This is a genomic window from Flavobacterium cupreum, from assembly GCF_003996965.1.
Classification (GTDB): domain Bacteria; phylum Bacteroidota; class Bacteroidia; order Flavobacteriales; family Flavobacteriaceae; genus Flavobacterium; species Flavobacterium cupreum.
Map to the genome: position 1 here is coordinate 65760 of NZ_QWDM01000016.1, position 20269 is coordinate 86028.

General features: G+C 36.4%; 20 protein-coding genes and 1 tRNA gene. 3 read left to right on the forward strand and 18 right to left on the reverse strand.

Annotation, left to right across the window (positions count from 1 at the left end; all coding sequences use genetic code 11):
* Positions 1-108 precede the first annotated feature (108 nt).
* The 18 genes from D0817_RS20335 to D0817_RS20420 form a co-directional block, all read right to left on the reverse strand.
* Positions 109-1332: a site-specific integrase gene (locus D0817_RS20335; RefSeq protein ID WP_127340195.1), complete on the reverse strand. Its 1224-nt coding sequence runs from the start codon at positions 1330-1332 to the stop codon at positions 109-111.
* Between the two features lie 261 nt (positions 1333-1593).
* Positions 1594-1681 (reverse strand) — tRNA-Ser (locus D0817_RS20340).
* A 160-nt stretch (positions 1682-1841) separates the two neighbouring features.
* The gene (locus D0817_RS20345; protein WP_127340196.1) at positions 1842-2231 is read right to left on the reverse strand and encodes an acyl-CoA thioesterase; all 390 of its coding nucleotides are present in this window, start codon (positions 2229-2231) and stop codon (positions 1842-1844) included.
* A 3-nt stretch (positions 2232-2234) separates the two neighbouring features.
* On the reverse strand, positions 2235-3368 hold the full coding sequence (ribB, locus tag D0817_RS20350) for a 3,4-dihydroxy-2-butanone-4-phosphate synthase (protein ID WP_167470960.1): 1134 nt from the start codon (positions 3366-3368) through the stop codon (positions 2235-2237).
* Between the two features lie 2 nt (positions 3369-3370).
* On the reverse strand, positions 3371-4828 hold the full coding sequence (locus D0817_RS20355) for an LptF/LptG family permease (protein WP_127340198.1): 1458 nt from the start codon (positions 4826-4828) through the stop codon (positions 3371-3373).
* An 8-nt stretch (positions 4829-4836) separates the two neighbouring features.
* Entirely contained in the window at positions 4837-5484 is a 648-nt protein-coding gene (lolA1, locus tag D0817_RS20360) for an outer membrane lipoprotein periplasmic chaperone LolA1 (protein WP_497756097.1), read from the reverse strand.
* Positions 5485-5536: 52 nt separating this feature from the next.
* Positions 5537-7981, reverse strand: a complete 2445-nt coding sequence (locus D0817_RS20365) for a DNA translocase FtsK (RefSeq protein WP_127340200.1) — start codon at positions 7979-7981, stop codon at positions 5537-5539.
* Positions 7982-7999: 18 nt separating this feature from the next.
* Complete coding sequence (locus D0817_RS20370; protein ID WP_127340201.1) at positions 8000-8374, reverse strand: diacylglycerol kinase; 375 nt, start codon at positions 8372-8374, stop codon at positions 8000-8002.
* 11 nt (positions 8375-8385) lie between these two features.
* Positions 8386-8883 carry a thiol peroxidase gene (tpx, locus tag D0817_RS20375; RefSeq protein ID WP_127340202.1) on the reverse strand — a complete coding sequence of 166 codons (498 nt, stop codon included), beginning with the start codon at positions 8881-8883 and terminating at the stop codon, positions 8386-8388.
* A 582-nt stretch (positions 8884-9465) separates the two neighbouring features.
* On the reverse strand, positions 9466-9723 hold the full coding sequence (locus D0817_RS20380) for a DUF6952 family protein (protein WP_017495510.1): 258 nt from the start codon (positions 9721-9723) through the stop codon (positions 9466-9468).
* 126 nt (positions 9724-9849) lie between these two features.
* Entirely contained in the window at positions 9850-10158 is a 309-nt protein-coding gene (locus D0817_RS20385) for a thioredoxin family protein (protein WP_072964537.1), read from the reverse strand.
* A 158-nt stretch (positions 10159-10316) separates the two neighbouring features.
* Positions 10317-10955, reverse strand: coding sequence for a peroxiredoxin (locus tag D0817_RS20390; protein ID WP_127340203.1), 639 nt, complete (start codon positions 10953-10955; stop codon positions 10317-10319).
* A 134-nt stretch (positions 10956-11089) separates the two neighbouring features.
* On the reverse strand, positions 11090-12703 hold the full coding sequence (locus tag D0817_RS20395; protein ID WP_127340204.1) for a glycoside hydrolase family 3 protein: 1614 nt from the start codon (positions 12701-12703) through the stop codon (positions 11090-11092).
* Positions 12704-12705: 2 nt separating this feature from the next.
* Positions 12706-13209 (reverse strand): GNAT family N-acetyltransferase, encoded by a 504-nt coding sequence (locus D0817_RS20400; RefSeq protein ID WP_438590677.1) that lies wholly within the window; start codon positions 13207-13209, stop codon positions 12706-12708.
* Complete coding sequence (locus tag D0817_RS20405) at positions 13178-13528, reverse strand: hypothetical protein (protein WP_127340206.1); 351 nt, start codon at positions 13526-13528, stop codon at positions 13178-13180. The genes D0817_RS20400 and D0817_RS20405 overlap by 32 nt, the downstream gene beginning before the upstream one ends.
* A 22-nt stretch (positions 13529-13550) precedes the next feature.
* The gene (locus D0817_RS20410) at positions 13551-14873 is read right to left on the reverse strand and encodes an MFS transporter (RefSeq protein WP_127340207.1); all 1323 of its coding nucleotides are present in this window, start codon (positions 14871-14873) and stop codon (positions 13551-13553) included.
* Positions 14860-16431 carry a glycoside hydrolase family 10-like protein gene (locus D0817_RS20415; protein WP_127340208.1) on the reverse strand — a complete coding sequence of 524 codons (1572 nt, stop codon included), beginning with the start codon at positions 16429-16431 and terminating at the stop codon, positions 14860-14862. Before D0817_RS20415 ends, D0817_RS20410 begins: the two co-directional genes overlap by 14 nt.
* Before the next feature lie 272 nt (positions 16432-16703).
* On the reverse strand, positions 16704-17912 hold the full coding sequence (locus D0817_RS20420; RefSeq protein WP_127340209.1) for an anhydro-N-acetylmuramic acid kinase: 1209 nt from the start codon (positions 17910-17912) through the stop codon (positions 16704-16706).
* Positions 17913-18185: 273 nt separating this feature from the next.
* Here D0817_RS20420 and D0817_RS20425 point away from each other — a divergent pair, with 273 nt between their 5' ends.
* The 3 genes from D0817_RS20425 (at position 18186) to D0817_RS20435 (ending at position 20248) form a co-directional block, all read left to right on the forward strand.
* The gene (locus D0817_RS20425; RefSeq protein ID WP_127340210.1) at positions 18186-18554 is read left to right on the forward strand and encodes a hypothetical protein; all 369 of its coding nucleotides are present in this window, start codon (positions 18186-18188) and stop codon (positions 18552-18554) included.
* Between the two features lie 294 nt (positions 18555-18848).
* On the forward strand, positions 18849-19760 hold the full coding sequence (locus D0817_RS20430; RefSeq protein ID WP_127340211.1) for a hypothetical protein: 912 nt from the start codon (positions 18849-18851) through the stop codon (positions 19758-19760).
* Positions 19757-20248 (forward strand): hypothetical protein, encoded by a 492-nt coding sequence (locus tag D0817_RS20435; protein ID WP_127340212.1) that lies wholly within the window; start codon positions 19757-19759, stop codon positions 20246-20248. The genes D0817_RS20430 and D0817_RS20435 overlap by 4 nt, the downstream gene beginning before the upstream one ends.
* Positions 20249-20269: the final 21 nt, after the last annotated feature.

A 20269-nucleotide genomic window follows, 5' to 3' on the forward strand; every position in this document is an offset into this window, starting at 1 on the left:
GACAGTGTTAAAAGTACCTGCTGATTTTAGTAGGTCAGAAGGATTCAATAACGAATTCTTCTGACTTTTTAATTAAGGATTTGCTAATATTTAAATTAGGCTCCTTGTTCAGGAATACTTTTGTTTTAATTTTGACATATCCTCCATAATATTTATATCTAATACCTTAGCGTAATGCTGTGTCTGTTTAATGTTAGTATGTCCCATCATTGCAGAAACATTCTCTATTCTTACTCCATTTCCTAAAGTAACCGTCGTTGCAAATGTATGTCTCGCGACATACCAAGTGAGGTGCTTTTCAATACCGCACAAATCAGCAATTTCCTTAAGATAGGCGTTCATTTTTTGATTGGACAACTTTGGAATCAGTCCAATCTGCATATTTTTATATTTATTTATAATGGCCAAGGTTGGAGGAAGTATAGGGACATTTGCTCTAATTGTTGTTTTTGCTCTATTGGTCATAATCCAAAGATTGTCCATTGCATCCGTAGAGATATTATTTGATGTAAGATTAGCCGCATCTACAGGGGCATATCCAGTGTAACAACTAAAGAGAAAGACATCTTTGACCTTTTCGAGGCGTTGAATTGAAAATTTTTTGTTTTCAATTAAGTTTAATTCTTCCTGGGTAAGGAATAAGGCATCGGTGACATGGAGTTTTCCATCATAGAGATTAAAAGGATCTTTGTCTATGATGCCCATTCTAATGCTGTATTTACATGCTGTCTTATACATCCGCATATATTTTACTACAGAATTATTTTTAATGCCTGTTTTACCTTTAAAACGACTGTCATATTTAAGAAAGGACTCAAGATTGTAAACATAGGCACTGTTTACTTCCTGTAGAGAAATATCTTGTATTCCATACCGCTTTTCCATAAATATGATAAGTAGATCTTTCGCGCGCTCATATTTCTGGTAAGAAGCTTTTGATCGTTCTGCAGCATCGACCTTCTTTTTAAAAAAATCATTGTGTCTGTTCATAATCTCAATTATGCTGACACAATCTTCTTTTACGACTGTCGTTTCGCCTTTAAACTCGTCTTTGAGTAACTGCAGAGAAAAATCCTGATCGATTTTATACAGTTCATTAAACTTCTTTTCCATGCCAAGAAGAAAGAGATCCAAAGCACTCTTGATTACTTTTTCCTTTTCAAGTTTGAGAACACTTCTTAAGTTGTCGGTAAACTGCCATCTCTCTTTTAAGATTGATTTACCCGCTGCCATCGTTATTGATTGCTTTTTGAATGAAATTCGGGCATAAATTGGAGATTCTCCACTTTTGTTGAATTTACCTGCTTTGAGATAAAAAATTACTTTTAACATAACTCACAATTTTAAATTAATAATCAAATTGATTTAAAATCGCTGAAAGTTTGTAGTGTTTTTAGGCAATTCCTGGGGAATTTACTTTTTTTAGTGACCCTTTTTTCGACTTTTTTTTCGAAAAAAAAATTGGGTCACTCATAGGGTCACCGTACTTTGATAATATAAGTGTTCTTTGAGAAGTAACAAAAAACAAAAAAGCCTTTAAATACTAGTATTTAAAGGCTTTTGACTCTTAAAGTTTCTTTTGAAAACTTCATCTGGCGGAGAAAGAGGGATTCGAACCCCCGGACCTGTTACAGTCAACAGTTTTCAAGACTGCCGCATTCGACCGCTCTGCCATTTCTCCAGTATGTTGCGATCATTTGCTGATTGCGAGTGCAAATATAGTGTGTTTTTTCGATTGTAAAAACTTTTTTTAAGCTTTTTTACTGATTATTTTAAATTAATTTTTAAGTCCTTCATAATCAGTAATTATTTTAAAAACATTTTTAGGTTAAATAAAGTGTTTAATCTAAAATGGGCACCGGTTTCTTGCTTTCATCAACAGCAGCAAACGAAAAAGTTCCTGAAACTACCGTTTCACGAAGCTCGGAATACATTTGTTCCATGAAAATATCAACGTGAATTTTACAGCTTGTTCTTCCAACGCTGATTACTTTTGCGACTAATTCAATTAAAGTCCCGGCCGGAATTGCTTTTTTAAAATCAATCTGGCCGGTCGAAATGGTTACTACTTTTTTTCGGCTGAATCGGGTAGCGCAAATAAAGGCCACTTCGTCCATCAGATGGAGTGCGGTGCCTCCAAATAAAGTGTCGTAATGATTTGTAGTACTGGGAAAAACAGCTTTAAAAATATGAGTTTCCGATTTTATAATTCTTTCTTCTAATGTCCCCATGTATTAATAACTTACATATTCAATAATTTCAAGTCCGTAACCAATCATTCCGACACGTTTGGTCTGCTCCGTATTCGATATTAATCTGATTTTAGAAATATCAATATCATGAAGGATCTGAGCTCCAATTCCGTAATCTTTGCTGTCAATGATTACTTTTGGTGCTTTCATTGTCCCTTCAGCCTGTAACGTTTTAAGCTCGGCAATTCTGTTTAACAGATTAATGGCCTGCATGTCCTGATTGATGAATATAACAGCTCCTTTTCCGTTTTCATTGATCGCTTTAAACATATCGTCTAATTGCTGCTCTGCATTATTGGTTAAAGTGCCTAATAAATCATTATTTACCTGCGAAGAATTGATTCTCGTTAAGATTGGTTCTCCAAGATTCCAGGTTCCTTTCGTTAAGGCAATATGTACTTGTTTGTTTGTAGTTTGTTCGTAAGCTCTTAGTCTGAAAGTTCCAAAACGGGTTTCGATATCAAAATCTTCTTTTTTAACGATCAGGCTGTCGTGCTGCATTCTGTATGCTACTAAATCTTCAATTGAAACTAATTTCAAATCGAATTTTTTAGCCACTTCTATTAACTGAGGCAAACGGGCCATTGTTCCGTCCTCATTCAGGATTTCGCAGATCACACCGGCAGATTTAAAACCGGCTAATCTTGCAAAGTCAATTGCAGCTTCCGTATGTCCGGTTCTTCTTAAAACACCACCCTGTTTTGCAACCAGGGGAAAAATATGTCCGGGACGCGCTAAGTCATGTGGTTTTGTATTGGCATCAACTAAAGCCTGAACTGTTTTGGATCTGTCGGCAGCAGAGATTCCCGTGGTAACGCCTTGTCCTTTCAAATCTACAGAAACGGTAAAAGCAGTTTCCATATGGTCTGTATTATTGCTTACCATGGCACGTAAATCAAGTTCTTTACAACGGCTTTCGGTAAGTGGGGTGCAAATTAATCCGCGCCCGTGTGTTGCCATAAAATTGATCATTTCCGGGGTTACTTTTTCGGCTGCAGCCAAAAAATCACCTTCATTTTCACGATCTTCATCATCGACTACAATGATTACTTTACCTTGACGAATATCTTCTATAGCTTCTTCAATGGTATTCAATTGTATTTTTGTTGTTGACATAATTATTGTTTGTTTTGAACAGGAAAGAACCGTTCGGAAATTTTTTGAAATAATTGGGATATTGGGGTTGTTATTGCATCAAAATTGATCAATCCGTTATCGTTTGTCGCACGATACGTAAGTAATACCGCCAATGGCAATAAGATAAACGAAGACATCCACGATCCCATAAAAGGACTCATTCCGCCTTCTTGTGATAGTCTTTTTCCAAAAGTATTGATGAAGTGAAAAGTAATAAAAATCAATACGGCAAATACAATTGGTAAACCAAGTCCGCCTTTTCGTATAATCGCACCAAGCGGAGCGCCAATAAAAAACATCAGGAAACAGGCAAAAGCAATAACAAATTTCTCGTATAAGGCAGTAAGGTGCTTATTAATTTCTCTCTGTTTGTCTTTTAATTCTTTCTGGGTGGTGTCAATAGAGTAGATATTACTGGTAATAGTACTGCTGGCCATTTTTATAATATCCGACTTTTGTTTGTTGGTATATAAAGATAAAATATTGTCAGGAATCGCTTTTTTCTTCTTTTCGGTCTTTATCACTTTAGGAGCAGTTTTAATTCCTACCCGTTGATTGATATTTTCCGAAAAAGAAATGATTTCATTATTCAGGTTTTTATTCAGGGAATCTAAAGTATAGCGTAATTCGTTAACGTTTAGCATACCATTGGTACTGCCGACACTTTCCGGACTTTCATCATCTGTTTTGTTTAACTCGGATAAATCTATATTGATGATCTGTTTTTTAAACTTTCCTTTTATAAAAGGCAATTTAGCGCGGTCTTCGTATTTTTTTGGCGTTACATCCTGGTAGTAATAGCCGTCATTGAGAACCAGTTTTAAAATACTTGACTTTTCATTACTGATTAATTCTCCGTTTTTTGCTTTGATTACGGTTTTGTTCTCTCCGAAACTATTTGCTTTTTCATGAATGGTTACTCCCGTCAGGATATTACCGTTTTCACCGGACTTTTTATTTACTTTGATATTATAAGTCCCGACATCGTTAAACTGACCTTCGGCAATTGCCATGGCAGGTTTAGCCTGGGCGATGTTTTTTCGGAAATTAACAAACTTATATTCGGCGTAAGGAATTACATTATTGGCAAACCAGAAGGCAACGATACTCAGGACGCATATAAAAATGATTAAAACCCGCATAGCCCTTTGCAGTGATATTCCCGACGATTTCATAGCGGCGAATTCGTAATTTTCGGCAAGATTACCAAAAGTCATAATAGAGGCCAGTAACACCGAAAGCGGTAAAACCAAAGGGATGATTCGGGGCATCGAGAATAGGAGGAATTTTACAACCAGTATCAGATCAAGGTCTTTACCTGCAAGTTCTGAGATAAAAAGCCAGACGGTCTGAAGAATGAATATAAAAAAAAGGATTACAAATACCGTAGTAAATGTAATCAGAAAAGTTTTTAGTAAGTATTTGTCTAAAATTTTCAACCTTGTAATTAGTCTAATTTATTGATGTAGTATTTTGGATATTTGCTCGCTACAAATGTAAATTGATTTTTTGATAAAGGCTGGTTGGTTTTAAAAGAATTAACGGTTAAAGTGGTTTTTGTTCCATTTTTTCCGGTTTCAATTAAATTGTAGATGTGTTTTGTTTGTACATCAATACCTAAAAGGATCTCTTTTCTTTGATCTTTCGTATTGGTAGGAGCTAATTTAATATACTGAATTTTTCTTCCTTTTACATTCTGAACAATATCCATATTGTATTTGTAGCCGGAATTAAAGAAAGTAAGCATTTTTGAAGGCGTAATGGCAGCATCATCTTTTTCGTTTACTTTCGAAATGGTAACCTCTTCGTCTTCAGGGACTATAGTATAGGTTTTTTGTCCGTCAAATATTTTAGTAACACCCATGAAATTCAATACATACTGATTGCCTTTCATGATTACATTTCCTTTACTGTCCTGATTAATGTTCTCTTTGATATTGTTCAGGGAATATTTAAAATCGATTGCAATGTTGTCGTAACTTTTTATTTTAGCCGTTACCTGATTCAATAAATCCTTGGCTTTTTTATCCTGAGCCTGAATAGAAGTAAAGCTCAAAAGCAATAAAACTGCTATTTGAAAAAACTTTTTAGTCATGTTAGTGATAGAATTGTTGTTGATTTCCTGAATTTTTGCTTTCATGATGGGGTTAATTTTGTTCATTATTAAAAAATTGATCAAGAGCACTTAAATCTAAGATGTTTACACTTCGGGCTTTACTGCCTTCAAAGGGGCCGACAATTCCGGCTGCCTCCAGCTGATCGATCAGACGACCTGCCCTGTTGTACCCTAATTTTAATTTTCTTTGTAATAATGAAGCTGAACCTTGTTGCGCGTTGACAATAATCTCGGCAGCTTCTCTAAATAAAGTATCTCTTTCGGAAATATCCATATCAAGATTGATGCCAGTTTCTTCTCCAACGAACTCCGGAAGCAAATAAGCGGTGGCATATGCTTTCTGTCCTCCGATAAAATCGGTAATTTTTTCTACCTCAGGCGTATCGATAAAAGCACACTGCACACGGACTACATCATTTCCGTTGGTGTACAATAAATCCCCGCGTCCAATCAACTGATCGGCTCCCTGGGTGTCAAGGATCGTTCTGGAGTCAATTTTTGAAGTTACCCTAAAAGCAATCCTGGCCGGGAAGTTGGCTTTGATTAAACCTGTAATAACGTTTACAGATGGTCTTTGTGTCGCAATAATTAAATGAATACCAATAGCACGCGCCAGCTGAGCCAGACGGGCAATCGGAATTTCGACTTCTTTTCCGGCAGTCATAATCAAATCGGCAAACTCATCGACTACCAACACAATGTAAGGTAAAAAACGGTGTCCTGCCTCCGGATTTAATTTTCTGGATTTGAATTTTTCGTTGTATTCCTTGATATTACGAACCATTGCATCTTTTAGTAGCGAATAACGATTATCCATTTCAACACAAAGGGAATTCAGTGTATTGACTACTTTGGCATTGTCGGTAATAATAGCATCTTCGGTATCGGGAAGTTTCGCTAAATAATGTCTTTCTATTTTGTTGAACAGGGTAAGTTCTACTTTTTTCGGATCCACCAAAACGAATTTTACTTCTGCAGGGTGTTTTTTATATAAAAGGGAAGTCAGTACTGCGTTCAGTCCAACAGACTTTCCTTGTCCTGTAGCTCCGGCCATCAGTAAGTGAGGCATTTTGGCTAAATCGACAACAAAAGTTTCGTTAGAAATGGTTTTTCCCAAAGCAATTGGCAACTCCATTTCGGCTTCCTGAAATTTAGCTGAACCAATGACGCTTTTCATCGAAACCATGGTTGGGTTTTTGTTCGGAACCTCAATACCGATAGTTCCTTTTCCTGGGATTGGCGCAATAATACGGATTCCCAATGCAGAAAGTGATAACGCAATATCGTCCTCTAAACTTTTGATTTTTGAAATCCTGATTCCGGCTTCCGGTACGATTTCGTATAAAGTTACCGATGGACCAACGGTTGCTTTGATTTGTGCAATTTCAATTTTGTAGTTGCGCAGGGTATCTACAATTTTGTTTTTATTTTCTTCAAGTTCTTCCTGATTGATTGTAATTCCGCCTGTTGAATATTCTTTTAATAAATCAATCGTTGGGAATTTATAGTTTGATAAATCCAGGGTAGGGTCAAAGAGACCGAAATCTGCCACGAGGCGTGATGCCAGGTTTTCTTCGATAATATCTTCTTCCTCCGGTTTTTCAACAACAAATTCTTCGGTATGTACCGGCGTTGTTGTGACCGGGTTTATATTCATCTGAAGTGGTTTTAAAATCGGATTTAAATCAATTTCTGATGAATTTGAAATGGTAGGTTTTAATGCTTCTTTGTTGATTTCGAATTGTGTATCCTCTGTTTTTAAGTGGATGTTATCCGGTTCTTCATCTGGTTCTTCAACAGCAAATTCTTCTAAGTTATAAGCGCTTTCCGTTTGTGCCGGTGTTTTAAGAGTGCTTAATTCAGACTTGATGTCGTTTTTGGTCGAATCAAAATAAGACTGGATCTTTTCAGGAGATAATTTTATTTTGAAGATCAGGTACACGATTAATCCGAAAAGCAAGGCTAATAAAGTCCCGGTTTTTCCGATATAGTCCTGTGAAAATAAATTCAGTTCATACCCAATTGTTCCGCCCAGTTCAGGTGCAGAAGTCGCAAAGAATCCAAATAAAACAGAAACAATAATGATGGCAAACAGGTCCCAGAACCAAATGTTTTTCAGTTTTTTCAGGGATAGTTCCAATGCCAAAAACATTCCGGTAAGGAAAAATAGCCGCACAAATATAAAAGCGGCCAGTCCAAAACCTTTGTAAACGATCAGATCTGATAAAAAAGCCCCGAATTTTCCGAGCCAGTTTTGTACTACTTCCGTGCGGTCGCCCAGTTGGCTGACGGCACTCTGGTCAGTTTGTCCGTTGACATAAAAGGAAATGAATGCCACTAATAGTGCAATAGAAAATAATACCAAAAGACAGCCTAAAACAAAGCGTTGTTGTTTGTTTGGTCTCCAGGATCTTGAGGTCCCGGTCTTTGCCGTATTTTTTTTGTCTAAAGTTTCTTTTTTGGTTGTTTTTGCCATTCTTGCGTTTAGTATTGCCTATACAAATTTTGGAATATAAATGATCAAACCTATTGCGATTGCGGTCATAGCGGCAAAAAATACCGCTCCTGCAGCAATATCTTTAATAAATCCGATTCGTTTGCTGTAATCAGGATGAATAAAATCAGCAATTTTTTCAACCGCTGTATTCAATCCTTCAACGCTTAAAACTAAACCGATTGCCAATGTTTGACAAAGCCATTCGGTTTGTGAAATATGAAAGTAAAACCCGGCAATAGTCATTATGATTCCCAATGAAAATTGAACCATAATGCTATGCTCTGTTTTTATAAGTTTAACAGCTCCATTAAAAGCATATGTCATGCTTTTTAACCGACCTGTTACAAAAGTATTATCTTTTTGAAATGCCATTTAATGGGTAATTATAGTGCTGCTAAAGCTGCTTCGTAATTTGGTTCGTTTGCAATTTCAGCAACTTGTTCGGTATGCGTAATTTTTCCGTTAGCATCAACCACAATGATGGCTCTTGAATGTAATCCTGCAAGAGGTCCGTCAACGATTTCCAATCCGTTTGCCTTACCGAAACTTCCTTCCTGAAAGTCAGATAGGTTCACTACATTTTCTAATCCTTCAGCGCCGCAAAAACGTTTTTGGGCAAATGGCAAATCTCTTGAAATACACAAAACAGTTGTGTTTTCTAAGTTACCGGCACTTTCGTTGAATTTTCTAACAGAAGCAGCACAAGTTCCCGTATCTACACTTGGAAAAATATTTAAAACTAATTTTTTACCTGCGAAATTGCTTAGTGAAGCCACAGATAAATCATTTTGTACTAATTTGAAATCAGCTAATTGTGATCCAACTGCTGGTAACTCGCCTGATGTGTGAACCGGATTTCCGCCTAATGTTATTGAAGCCATGTTTTTTGTTTAATTTAATGAGGCTCAAAAGTAAGGATTAATATTTTAATCTAAAAGTATTTGTTGTGGGTTTAAGTATAGATTAAGAGTTGCATTTTTCTTTATACAAAATGGGAGAATCTTATAGTAATTTGGTGTTTTATGCTACGCGGATGACACGGATTAAGCGGATTGACAGTTTCCTTTGCCTGGTTTATTGGTCTTTGCGATGTAGGCTTTGGTTGCTGTTTTTAGATTTCATCTGTTGTGCCTTCCTGAGCGAAGTCAAAGGAAAGCAAATAGCTTTTTTTTTGTCCTCCTGAGCGAAGTCGAGGGAACATAAGAAATTCCGTTCCAATAATTCTTCAATCTTTGCAGAGCTACTGTGCGCCCTTCGACTTCGCCAGGGGGACAAGATTGTCATGATAAGTGAGATCGAGACTGAAAACTGCTGCAACTGAGACCGGGACTGATCCCCATAGCTATCGGGAGAGACTGAAAACTGCGACTGCGACCGCGACTAAAACAAAAAAAAAAACGCTCCCTTGGAATGAAAGCGTTTCTTTAGTCATGTTTTTTGTTTTTTCTCAGGAGAGCGGCCGATTATTTATCGATAGAACCCAAAACACGTTTCATAAACGCATTTAAGGCTTCTTTTTTGTCAGTGCCCTGAACGACCATTTTATGTACTTCAAGTGCACCATACATATTTGAAATTAATTCACCGATCACATCTAATTCTTCATCTTTTAGAGAAGGAATCTCAGTCATAGCCTCCAAAACTTCAATAGTTTCGATGATATAATCCTGATCGTTTTCTTCGATAAACTGCGTTAATTGCTTTATTACGGGTAATTTCATAATTAGATTTCTTAGATTTTTAGACTTCTTAGACTTGCTTAGATTTTTGGACTTCACTAGATTTTGAAACTAAGATTCAGAGAATCTAAGTAGTCTGAAAATCTAAGCAAGTCTAACAATCTAAGATTAAGCAATTGCGTTAACTAAATCAATTAAAACTTCTTGTTTGTTGGTTTGCGTTTCGCCAACCAATTTTCCGTTTACGAAAGTAGCAAAAGTAGGCAGGTTGCTTACATTGGCTAATTTTCTGGATTCCGGAGCATTTTCAGCGTCAACCAAAACAAAAGTGATAGCTTCATTTTCTGTCGCTAATTTTTTGAATTTTGGTTTCATAATACGGCAATTTCCACACCATGAAGCTGAATATTGTACTACTACTTTTTCGTTTTTAGCAACTAAATCTGCTAACGTATCTTCGTTTAAGTCGATTAACATATCTTTTAATTTAAATTCCAATATTTTAAATTCCAAATTCCAAATCTTCCGATATAGAATTTAAAAATTTAAATTTTGAAATATTATTGATTTTGAGAAAGAATTCCAAATCCCAAAATTGGAATTTGGAATTTTTAAAAATTTGGAATTTATTTTTCTTAATTAGCGCTCAAATACTCAGCAGTACTGATTCTGTCTGCGCTCATCGCTTCTTTACCGGCTTCCCAGTTTGCAGGACAAACTTCTCCTTTTTCCTGGATGTGCGTATACGCATCAACCATACGTAAATATTCGTTTACGTTACGTCCTAATGGCATATCGTTAACGCTTTCGTGGAAGATTTTTCCAGTTTCGTCAATTAGGTAAGTAGCTCTGAAAGTTACGTTTGAACCTTCAACAATTACTGAATCAGTTTCTTCGCTGTATTCTGTAGATTCGATATCTAAAATTCCTAAAATGTTAGATAAGTTACGGTTAGTATCAGCAAGGATTGGGTAAGTAACACCTTCGATTCCACCGTTGTTTTTTGGAGTGTTTAACCATGCAAAATGCACTTCGTTAGTATCACATGAAGCTCCGATTACGATCGTATTTCTTTTTTCAAATTCTGGCAATGCAGCTTGGAAGGCGTGTAATTCAGTTGGACATACAAAAGTAAAATCTTTTGGGTACCAAAATAAAAGTACTTTTTTGTTGTTGTTTACTGCTTCTTCAAAAATATTGATTTTTAAGTTGTCACCCATTTCTGAGATAGCATCTACTGCAATACTTGGGAATTTTTTTCCTACTAAAGACATATTTTTCGTTTTAAGTTAAAAATTTATTTGGTGCAAAAGTAGGATATAAGTAAGGCTGTTTACAATAAGATGTAATTATTAATATTTATTTAGTAATAACTTTTTGTTATACTTAGAATTGAGTTTTTTGTAAGTTACTGAATGTCAATATTTACAGGAAGAGTTCCGTTGTAATTCCCATTTTTAAGAAATTGAATTCCTGCCACTTTTTGAAATTCTTCAAAATCCTGATAGGCCTGTACGAGTCCTGAAGCCTTTTTAAGATTCGGGATCACAGGTAAAACGTACGGATTTCCGAAAACATAAACGATACATTTTTTGGTTTGCAGCAGCTGTGAAAGTAAATCCAAAACTTCAGTATGTATTTCGAAATTGTTCATGGGTTTCGCCTTCGGAACAAATAACGAAATGATAATGGTTTCGAAGTTTTCCAGCGCTTTTTTAATGTCCGGAATACTGGAGTCTTCTAAGTTTTCAAAAGCAATTTCCGGAGAATTTAGTTTAGAATTTAAGGTTTTGAAGAATGTATTGGCAACACCTTTGTATAAACTCAGTTTGGCTAATTGCTTGTTTTGCTGTGCTTCGAAAGCTACTGCTGTATTGGAGTTGTCAATAATTTCAGTAAGTGTATTTTGGGCAATTTCCAAGTTTAAGGCAGCAGTCTTTTTAAAATCCAGTTCTCCTGATGTAAATTCCTTACCGGACAGGATACCCACTTTTTCCTTGCATTTCATGATCCTGTTGTAACTGGCTTCGATACGTTCGGGAGAAGCATTTTTCAGGATTGCTTCAATTCCTTCGGGAACATTTTCGGCAAAACACAAGACATCGTTTCCGGCGTTGAAGGCTTCCCATTCGAGTTCGCCATTTGTTGCATACAATTTCGAAACACTGTGCATGTTGAGTGCATCAGAAATAACCAGTCCGTCGTAGCCTAATTGTTCGCGTAAAAGGGTTTCGATAATAGGTTTTGACAACGTTGCCGAAGTATCTTTTCCGTTATTTAAGCTCGGAACAGCCAGATGCCCGATCATAATCGAGTCGACCTTATTTTCGATTCCTTTAATAAAAGGATACAATTCGTTGTCTAACAGTTCTTCTAAACTTTCGTTTAAAACCGGCAATCCCAAATGCGAATCTACATTAGTGTTTCCGTGTCCGGGAAAGTGTTTCAGGCAGCCTAAAATTCCAGAATCAGACAATCCTTTTAAATACGCCACGGCAAAATCGGCTACTTTTTCTTTGTTTTCACCAAAAGAGCGATAGCCAATCACGGGGTTATTCGGATTGTTGTTGATATCTGCCAGAGGCGACAGGTTATAATGAATTCCGGCCGCTTTTAAGTCGGAACCAATTTGTTTTCCAACTTCATACACTAAATCCGATTTGTTTTCAGGTAAGGCACCAAGGGTGATGGCGTAGGGGTATTGCGGTGTTTTTTCGATACGCATCGCGAGGCCCCATTCTGCATCAATGCTAATTAAAAGCGGGGTAGCAGCAGATTTTTGATAACGGATGATTAAGGCTTTGATTTTCTCGTAGCTGTCATCATTAAAAACCACTTTTTTCTTGCTTTCGTAATTCGTCGCGGCACTCGCGCGGCTGTGAAAAAAGGTCAGTCCGCCAATATGGTGTTCCTGTATTAAGCGTTCGGTTTCCTGAATGTTTTCTTCGGTATCGTTGATAAAAACGGCGGGAAAAAAGAATTGTCCTACTTTTTGTTTTAGTGCTTCGGCTGTCATTTTCATTATTATAAATTCTTTTTCATGCAAACACTGTTTTCAACTTTTTCATAAGGCGGATAATTCGGGATCACGGTATAACCGGATTTCTGATATAGTGCAATGGCTTCCGGCTGTTTTTTTATGGTTTCCAAAACCGTGTAAGTATAGTTGATTTCGGCTGCCCAAAGTTCCAAAGCTTCCAGAACCTGAGAAGCAATTCCTTTTTTGCGATGTTCCGGATGCACATACATGCGTTTGATTTCAGCCGTATCACTTTGTTTTTCCCTAAAAGCGCCACAGCCTACAGCGATGTCATTTTCATAACATACAATAACATGTTTTATTTTGTCAATTTTATTAAACTGATTGTAAAAGGTATGTTCTTCCCCATCCCTGATTTTTAAGTACTGGTCTAATAAAGCGACCAGATTTATAAAGTCAGGATCATCAGAATTGGTGCGTTTCAGGCTGGTCATGATCGAATGCTGTAAAGTTTTATTATTTGAGTTTGCTTTTCTTTTGTCTGGCAAGTTTGGCAAGCTGGGTTTGGGTGTGAACCGCTTTTTCCAGTCGGTTTTTAAAACGGAAGAGTTTTGGCAATCCTTCGAGTCGGTCTTCAAGAGTGATTTCTTCAAAAACAATAATTGCTTTTTCTAAAACCCGGATTTCGTTTTCGATATCGTTTTGGTTTTTGTAGATTGTAGCCAATCTATCGTAAGGATGGTTTCCTTTAAAGCTTTCCGCGACATTTTCTTCATACAATTCAACTGCTTTTTCAAGATTTCCTGTTTTCTCGAACTCAGCTCCTTTCAGATTTCGTTCGGCCTGCAAATTCTCATTGATTTCCATAGGTAAGATGTTTGATTTGGGGTTAAACTTCTTCAGATTTTTTCCCAAAATCTTTCGGGAAAATTAAAAAACGTGATAAAATAAGACCTGGAATAGTGGCTATGAAAACCCATATAAAAAAGTTCTGATAGCCTAAATATTGTTGTATATAACCGCTGATCATTCCCGGAAGCATCATTCCTAATGCCATAAAACCGGTTGCAAGTGCGTAATGTGATGTCTTGGATTCTCCTTCGGCAACATAAATTAAATACATCATAAAACCGGTAAATCCGAAGCCATATCCAAATTGCTCCAGTATAACCGTAATGCAGGTATAGAGATTAAGCGGCGAATTGATTTCGAAAAAGTATAAGTTTATATGAAGGTGAAAAAGTGCTTCGGGTTGAAAATGAGCCAATGCGATAAATCCGAGAATAGGCAGGTGCATCGCCAGAAACATAGGGAGCATCCATTTGGTAAGGCCATGTTTAGAAATGGCAATTCCGCCAAAAATTCCGCCGATGGTCAATGCTGTAATTCCTAAAGTTCCGTAAATAATTCCAACGGATTCGGTATCCAGAGCCATACCGCCAAATTCTTTTTTATCGAGCAGAAAGGGACTTAACATTTTTAGTAATTGTGATTCTCCCAGTCTAAAGACCAGAATAAAAGCCAGCACAAGTCCAATTTGTTTTTTCTTAAAGAAGCTTGCAAACACAGAACCGAAGCTTTTATCATGTGCTTCTTTATCGGTTTGTACTGTATTTATTTCGCTTTTTGGAGTGAAAATAAAATTATAAGCGGTGATTACAGCCATTAATAAACCTACAGCGATCATGGTATACGACCAGGCTTTGGTGTTGTCTCCGTATTTATGTTCCAGGTAACCTGCAAATAATACAATCAATCCGTTTCCGGCCAATAATGACATTCGGTAAAAAGTACTTCTGATTCCCAGAAAAAAAGATTGCTGTTCTTTGGGTAAAACCAATAAATAAAAGCCGTCACTCGCCACATCATTTGAAGCCGAAGCAAAGGCCGCGACCCAAAAAATGGCTAAACTCAGCAGAAAAAAATGATTTAAAGGAATACTAAATCCTACCAGTAAAAACGCAAGGGAAATAATGAATTGCATGGCAAGAAACCATTTTCTTTTGGTTCCGTTCAATTCAATGAAGGGACTCCACAAAGGTTTTATGACCCAGGGAAGGTATAATAAACTGGTATAAACTCCGATATCTTCATTTGAAATTCCCAGGTTTTTGTACATAATAACAGAAACGGAAATAATGACGGCGTAAGGCAAGCCGGATGCAAAATTTAAAAGCGGAATCCAAAACCAGGGTTTATTATCTGTTTTCATTAGGCTGAGCAGGTGAATATATTTTAAATGTCTTTTTTAAGTCGATCGTAGTTGGGGTACTTTCGTTTGCAAAATAATCAATAAATGTTACAGCGCAAGCTTTATAAGCATTCATTTTTTGGGTTAGGATCGAAAATGTAATAGCGTCATTCATTTCGTTAACTCTTATTTTGTCAATTATTTGCGTTGCATCGTTGGTATTGATTTTCGAAATATGATCGGCTCCGTACACGACCATATAACGCACTTTTGTATTCAGCGGTACTTTGATCGTAAAGATGTAAAAGGAACTGTCTTTGGCAAATTCGGTTACGGTCGGAATATCGATCACAATGCGCTTTAAATTCGGAACTGCCGGTGGCAATGCCGGATATTTGTATTGATTTTCTTCGAGCAGACGAACAATGTCAAAATTTTTATTCATAAACCATTTCGCACTGAAATAAGCACTTCCGCCTACTTTCTTGAAACTTCTCGCATAATCGACCTGAGTGGGGATTTCAGACGAAAAATTCCAGCTTTTATCACCGTCACCTCGTATTTTGTACGAAGCGTGTCCAATATAAACTGCGGTATTGTTAGAGTTTTCGGCCCACCATTTTACGAGTTTCGAATAAGAAGCCCTCGGATTATTCATGCTCCAATACAATTGCGGCATAATATAATCGATCCATTTTTGGTCCATCCATAACACAGGATCGGCATATAGATCGTCGTAGTTGGCAGTCGATTGCGTGTCGGAACCTTTCGGATCCACCGATTTGTTGCGCCAAACCCCAAACGGACTGATTCCGAATTGTACCCACGGTTTGCTCGCTTTAATGGTAGTCGAAATGCTGTGCACAAAATTGCTCACATTCGCACGTCTCCAGTCGGCAAGGCTTAACCCTGAGCCGTATTTTTTGAAAGAAGCCGTATCATTAAAAACTTTTCCGGGTACGGCGTACGGATAGAAGTAATCATCAAAATGAATCGCATCGATATCGTATTTGTCCACCACTTCCTTGACTACTTTGGTCAGATGTTCCTGAACTTCAGGCAAGGCAGGATCGTAATATAATTTTCCGCCGTATTCGATCATCCATTCCGGATGTTTGAAGATGTCGTGATTCGGGCTCAAAAGGTTTTTGTTTAAATCGAAAGTCGCACGGTACGGGTTCATCCAGGCATGAAATTCAAAACCTCTCATATGCGCCTGATCAATCATCCATGCCAGCGCATCGTAAGACGGGGCAGGGGTCTGTCCTTCCTTTCCTGTCAGGAAACGCGACCACGGTGCCAGTTCTGAAGGGTAAAAAGCATCACCCACACTTCTGATCTGAACAATTACGGCATTGAAATGTAGTTTTTTGTAAGTCTCTAAAATATCGATAAAATCCGCTTTTTCTTTCTCGACATTATCTGTGCTTGTTTTGGGCCAGTCAATGTTTACTACGGTTGCGATCCACACCCCTCTAAATTCAGTTTTAGGATGTGTTACTTTTTCCTGCGAATGAACATTCATTCCAAAAAACAGTAATAATAATATAGAGAATAGTAGTGGCGTCTTTTTATGCATTGTAATCTGTTTTAACAAAAACCAAAAATAGTTTTTTTAGATGAGTATCGTAAATAATTAAGAAATAATAATTTTAACGGTATAGTTGTGTTTTTTGTTGCAACGAATTTCACGAATTTCCGCGAATTATTTTTTTGCCACAGATTAAATGATTCGCACAGATTTTTAATCTTTTTAATCCTGTAATCTGTGGCTAAACTTTTTTGCACACCAATTAATACACAATTTTAATTCGTGCAAATTCGTGTAATTAGTGGCAAACCTTTTCGTTTTTAATCAGGAAACGAAATTTTACCCATCGTCACCGACGGAATCCCTTTGCTGTTTCCGAAATTATAATCCCCTCCGGCCACGGTTTCATTGGCTAAAATGGCAAACAAAACCGCTTCCTTGGCGTCGCTCAGGATACCGAGATCATCGCTTTTTTGAAATTCGCTGGGCAATAATTCCGCCAGCCATTTCACCAGTAACGGGTTGTGAATACCGCCGCCCGACATATAAATTTTGAAATCTTCCAGCGCATACGGACTGTTTTCGACGACAAACAGAATCGCTTCGGCAATCGTTTCGGCACTCAGGCGTGTTAAGGTAGCCAGCAAATCCGGTGCCGAAATAGCGGTGAGATTGGTTTTAGTAAGCGCGTTTTGTACAAATTCGAAATTAAACAACTCCTGACCGATGGTTTTCGGGAAGCTTTTTTGGAAGAAAGGATTGCTTTTCAATTCGGCTAAAAGTTCTTCGTTTACAGTTCCGCCCGAGGCAATTTCGGCATCTTTATCGTAACTTTTTTCGGGGAAATAATGTTTGGTGTAAATATCAATCAAGGTATTGGCGGTGCCCGTATCGGTTACAAAAACCGCTTCGGCATCGAGGGAAGCGGGCAGATACGTGAAATTGGCAATGCCGCCCATGTTGAGCATAATACGGTTTTCGCCTTTTTTGCTGAACAACAAATAATCGCCATAAACCGCCAAAGGTGCCCCTTCGCCACCCGCAGCCACATGTTTTTGCCTGAAATCAGACAGGGTAATAATGCCCGTTTTGACCGCAATATGATCGCCATCGCCAATCTGTAAAGTTGCATTGGGGAATTTTTCCTGCTGATGCAAAAACTTCGGGGCGTGCAAAACCGTTTGCCCGTGCGAAGCGATCAGGTCGACTTCGGTGGCGGGGATATTCCATTTTTGGAGGCAATCGTTGACCATGCCGGCGTGCAAAAGACCGATCCATTCGTTGAGTAAAGCGAAGTGCTGAAAATCGACTGTTTTCTTCGCAAACACTTTACGGATTTCGGTTTTAATGTCTTCGGTATAAGGGATCGTTTCAAATTCGAGAATCTTTACCGCTGTGTTTTCGCCCGCGCCGGAAATTTCGCAAAGCGCAATATCCAGTCCGTCGAGTGAAGTGCCGGACATGAGACCGATTATTTTTCGGGTTTCTTTTTGGGCGATTTCGTGCAGCGCACTTATATTTTTATTCATTAAAATGAAGTTTTAGAAAAGCAGTTTATTTGATAACGCTAAAATCGGAATGTTTTGCAAATAAAGCTAAGAAAAAAAGGTTTTTATCCTTTACTAAAAAGGGTATAAATACGGGCGTATTGGAATGCCTTTATTGATAATTTTGTGTTATTGCCCTGTTGGTTTGCTTACCGTGAAATCTGCTGTTACTCGTTTTGAAGATCACGCTATAAAAAGTTGTAAAATACTGATTAACAAATTGTTTATTAATTTAATTTTAAACACCTTAAAGCTATGCAAATAAATACAGAAGCGCATAATTCGTTTCACAAATCGACCCTGATTTTCGGAATAATAGTTTGTTTTTTCGCCTTACTCATTGCCGGACTTGGCATCTGGCTGATAACCTTAAAAAGCTCCGGCAAAACCGAATTCGAATTATTCGGACAAAAGTTTTTTTCTGAGAATGTTGGTGTATCGGCCATCTTTATTGGTGCGGTAATCTTACTATTAGCCGTGAGAAGAATTCTAAAATCTTTAGATAAAATCTCCGATAACTATTCTAAAACTACTCATGATATTTTAAATTCGGGAAGTTCTAAAAAATCTACATTGGAGGCTGCTGGTCCTGATGATGAGTTTGATTCTAGAATTCCGATGTAAGTGCACAAAGGTATAAAGTTCGTAAAGATTTTTTTTTTTTGACCTATAAATAATACTGATTGGAAAATCTTCATAGATTTTTGGATTTTTTTTAATATCTCTATAAACAATTTTTTCTGTTGAATAAACAGGTATATGTACTTGGTTGTTTAGAATGGTTAATGGATACTTTTGATGAAAATATTTAAATTATTGAAAAAAAAGGTTTTCCGTAAAATAATTTAGAACTTAAAATAGATATTTGATTTTTAGATTATTACAAAAAAAACATATAATATTAAATTTTAACTAATTATGAGTGATATTACATATATTAAAAGAGATGTTAACTATTATGAATTGAGTTTTTCTTTCTTAGAAAAAAATAACTTAAATACTTTTTTTGATTCTGTTACTACATTAACAAAAACAAGAGCAAAAATAAGATACCAAAGGTTTGGAGATAAATATATTTTCATACAAGGAATAAGCAATGAGAATGGAGTCATTAACGCAAAGGTTAGATGTATTAGATTAGATTTATTTCCTGAAATAATTAATATGAACACTGATCTTGTTAAGGAAATTGAAAGCGAAGAATTTGAAGGTATTGTTGAAACAACACATATTATAATTGACTTTAGAAAATCAAAAACTATTTTAGCTATAGAATATAATCATAATGGCTCAAAAATAGCTGACTTAATAGCTTATTTACAGAGAATAGGCGTAAATCAAGGAATTTTAGATAAAGTAGGTTTTTCAGCTATTGTTAATACTGATTTAGAAGCTTTGAAAGAAAGGATAAATCGTATATCTGAATTTAGCATGAAAGTACATAAAGACAATATTGAGGAATTAAAAAAGATGGATGGACAGATCTTTCAATCTGCTTCGGCAGCCACTAATCATTTTGAAAATGAGTATGCAAATATTGATTTGAAAATAGATTATAGAGTTTTTAGTGATACTCCTTTAATTAAACAATCAGTTTTTAATATAATGTCATATTTACAAAAAGAACCTTCAAAACGACATATATTTAATTATTTAAAAGTAAGGGCGGAAGATAAGGAGAAGAATAATGTTCTCGAAACTTTTGACTTGCTTTTAGACAAAATTTATAGTCCAATTAAAGTTCAGAAAAAGAAAAAGCAAAAAACAATAATTTCAGAAGATATGTTTCAAAAGATGTTGCTAGAACTTGGTAAATTAAATTTTAAATGAAAGATAAGTTTTTAGATTATTATGTGAATGGAGCTCTTTTTTTAGATGCTTTATTAGTTTGTATAGTTTGGATTTGTAATAGTAATTTTAGTCTGATTAGTTTTATTATTAATTCAAAGGAGGATAACATATCAATTATATCTGATATTATATCTGCTTCAATCTCTCTAGCTGGATTTATTTTAGCAGCATTAACCATTATTGCTGCAATGAGATCAAATATTACAAATAAAGCTCCAGAAGCAGCTAAAAATCCTTTAGAACTTTTTTTTTCAAATGGGAATTATAAAAGTATTGTCAAGGTGTTTGTTGGGTCAATTAAAGAATTAGTTTTTGTTTTCATAGTTGCTTATATTGTTTGGATATGTAAAGAAAATTTAAAGAATGACTTTCTGTTTAGAACAATTGTTAGTATGTCATTGCTGATGTTTCTAAGTGTAATAAGGAGTTTAGCAGTGTTATTTAGAATTATACATATAAATGACTAATTAAATTTGTCAGAAGCAAAA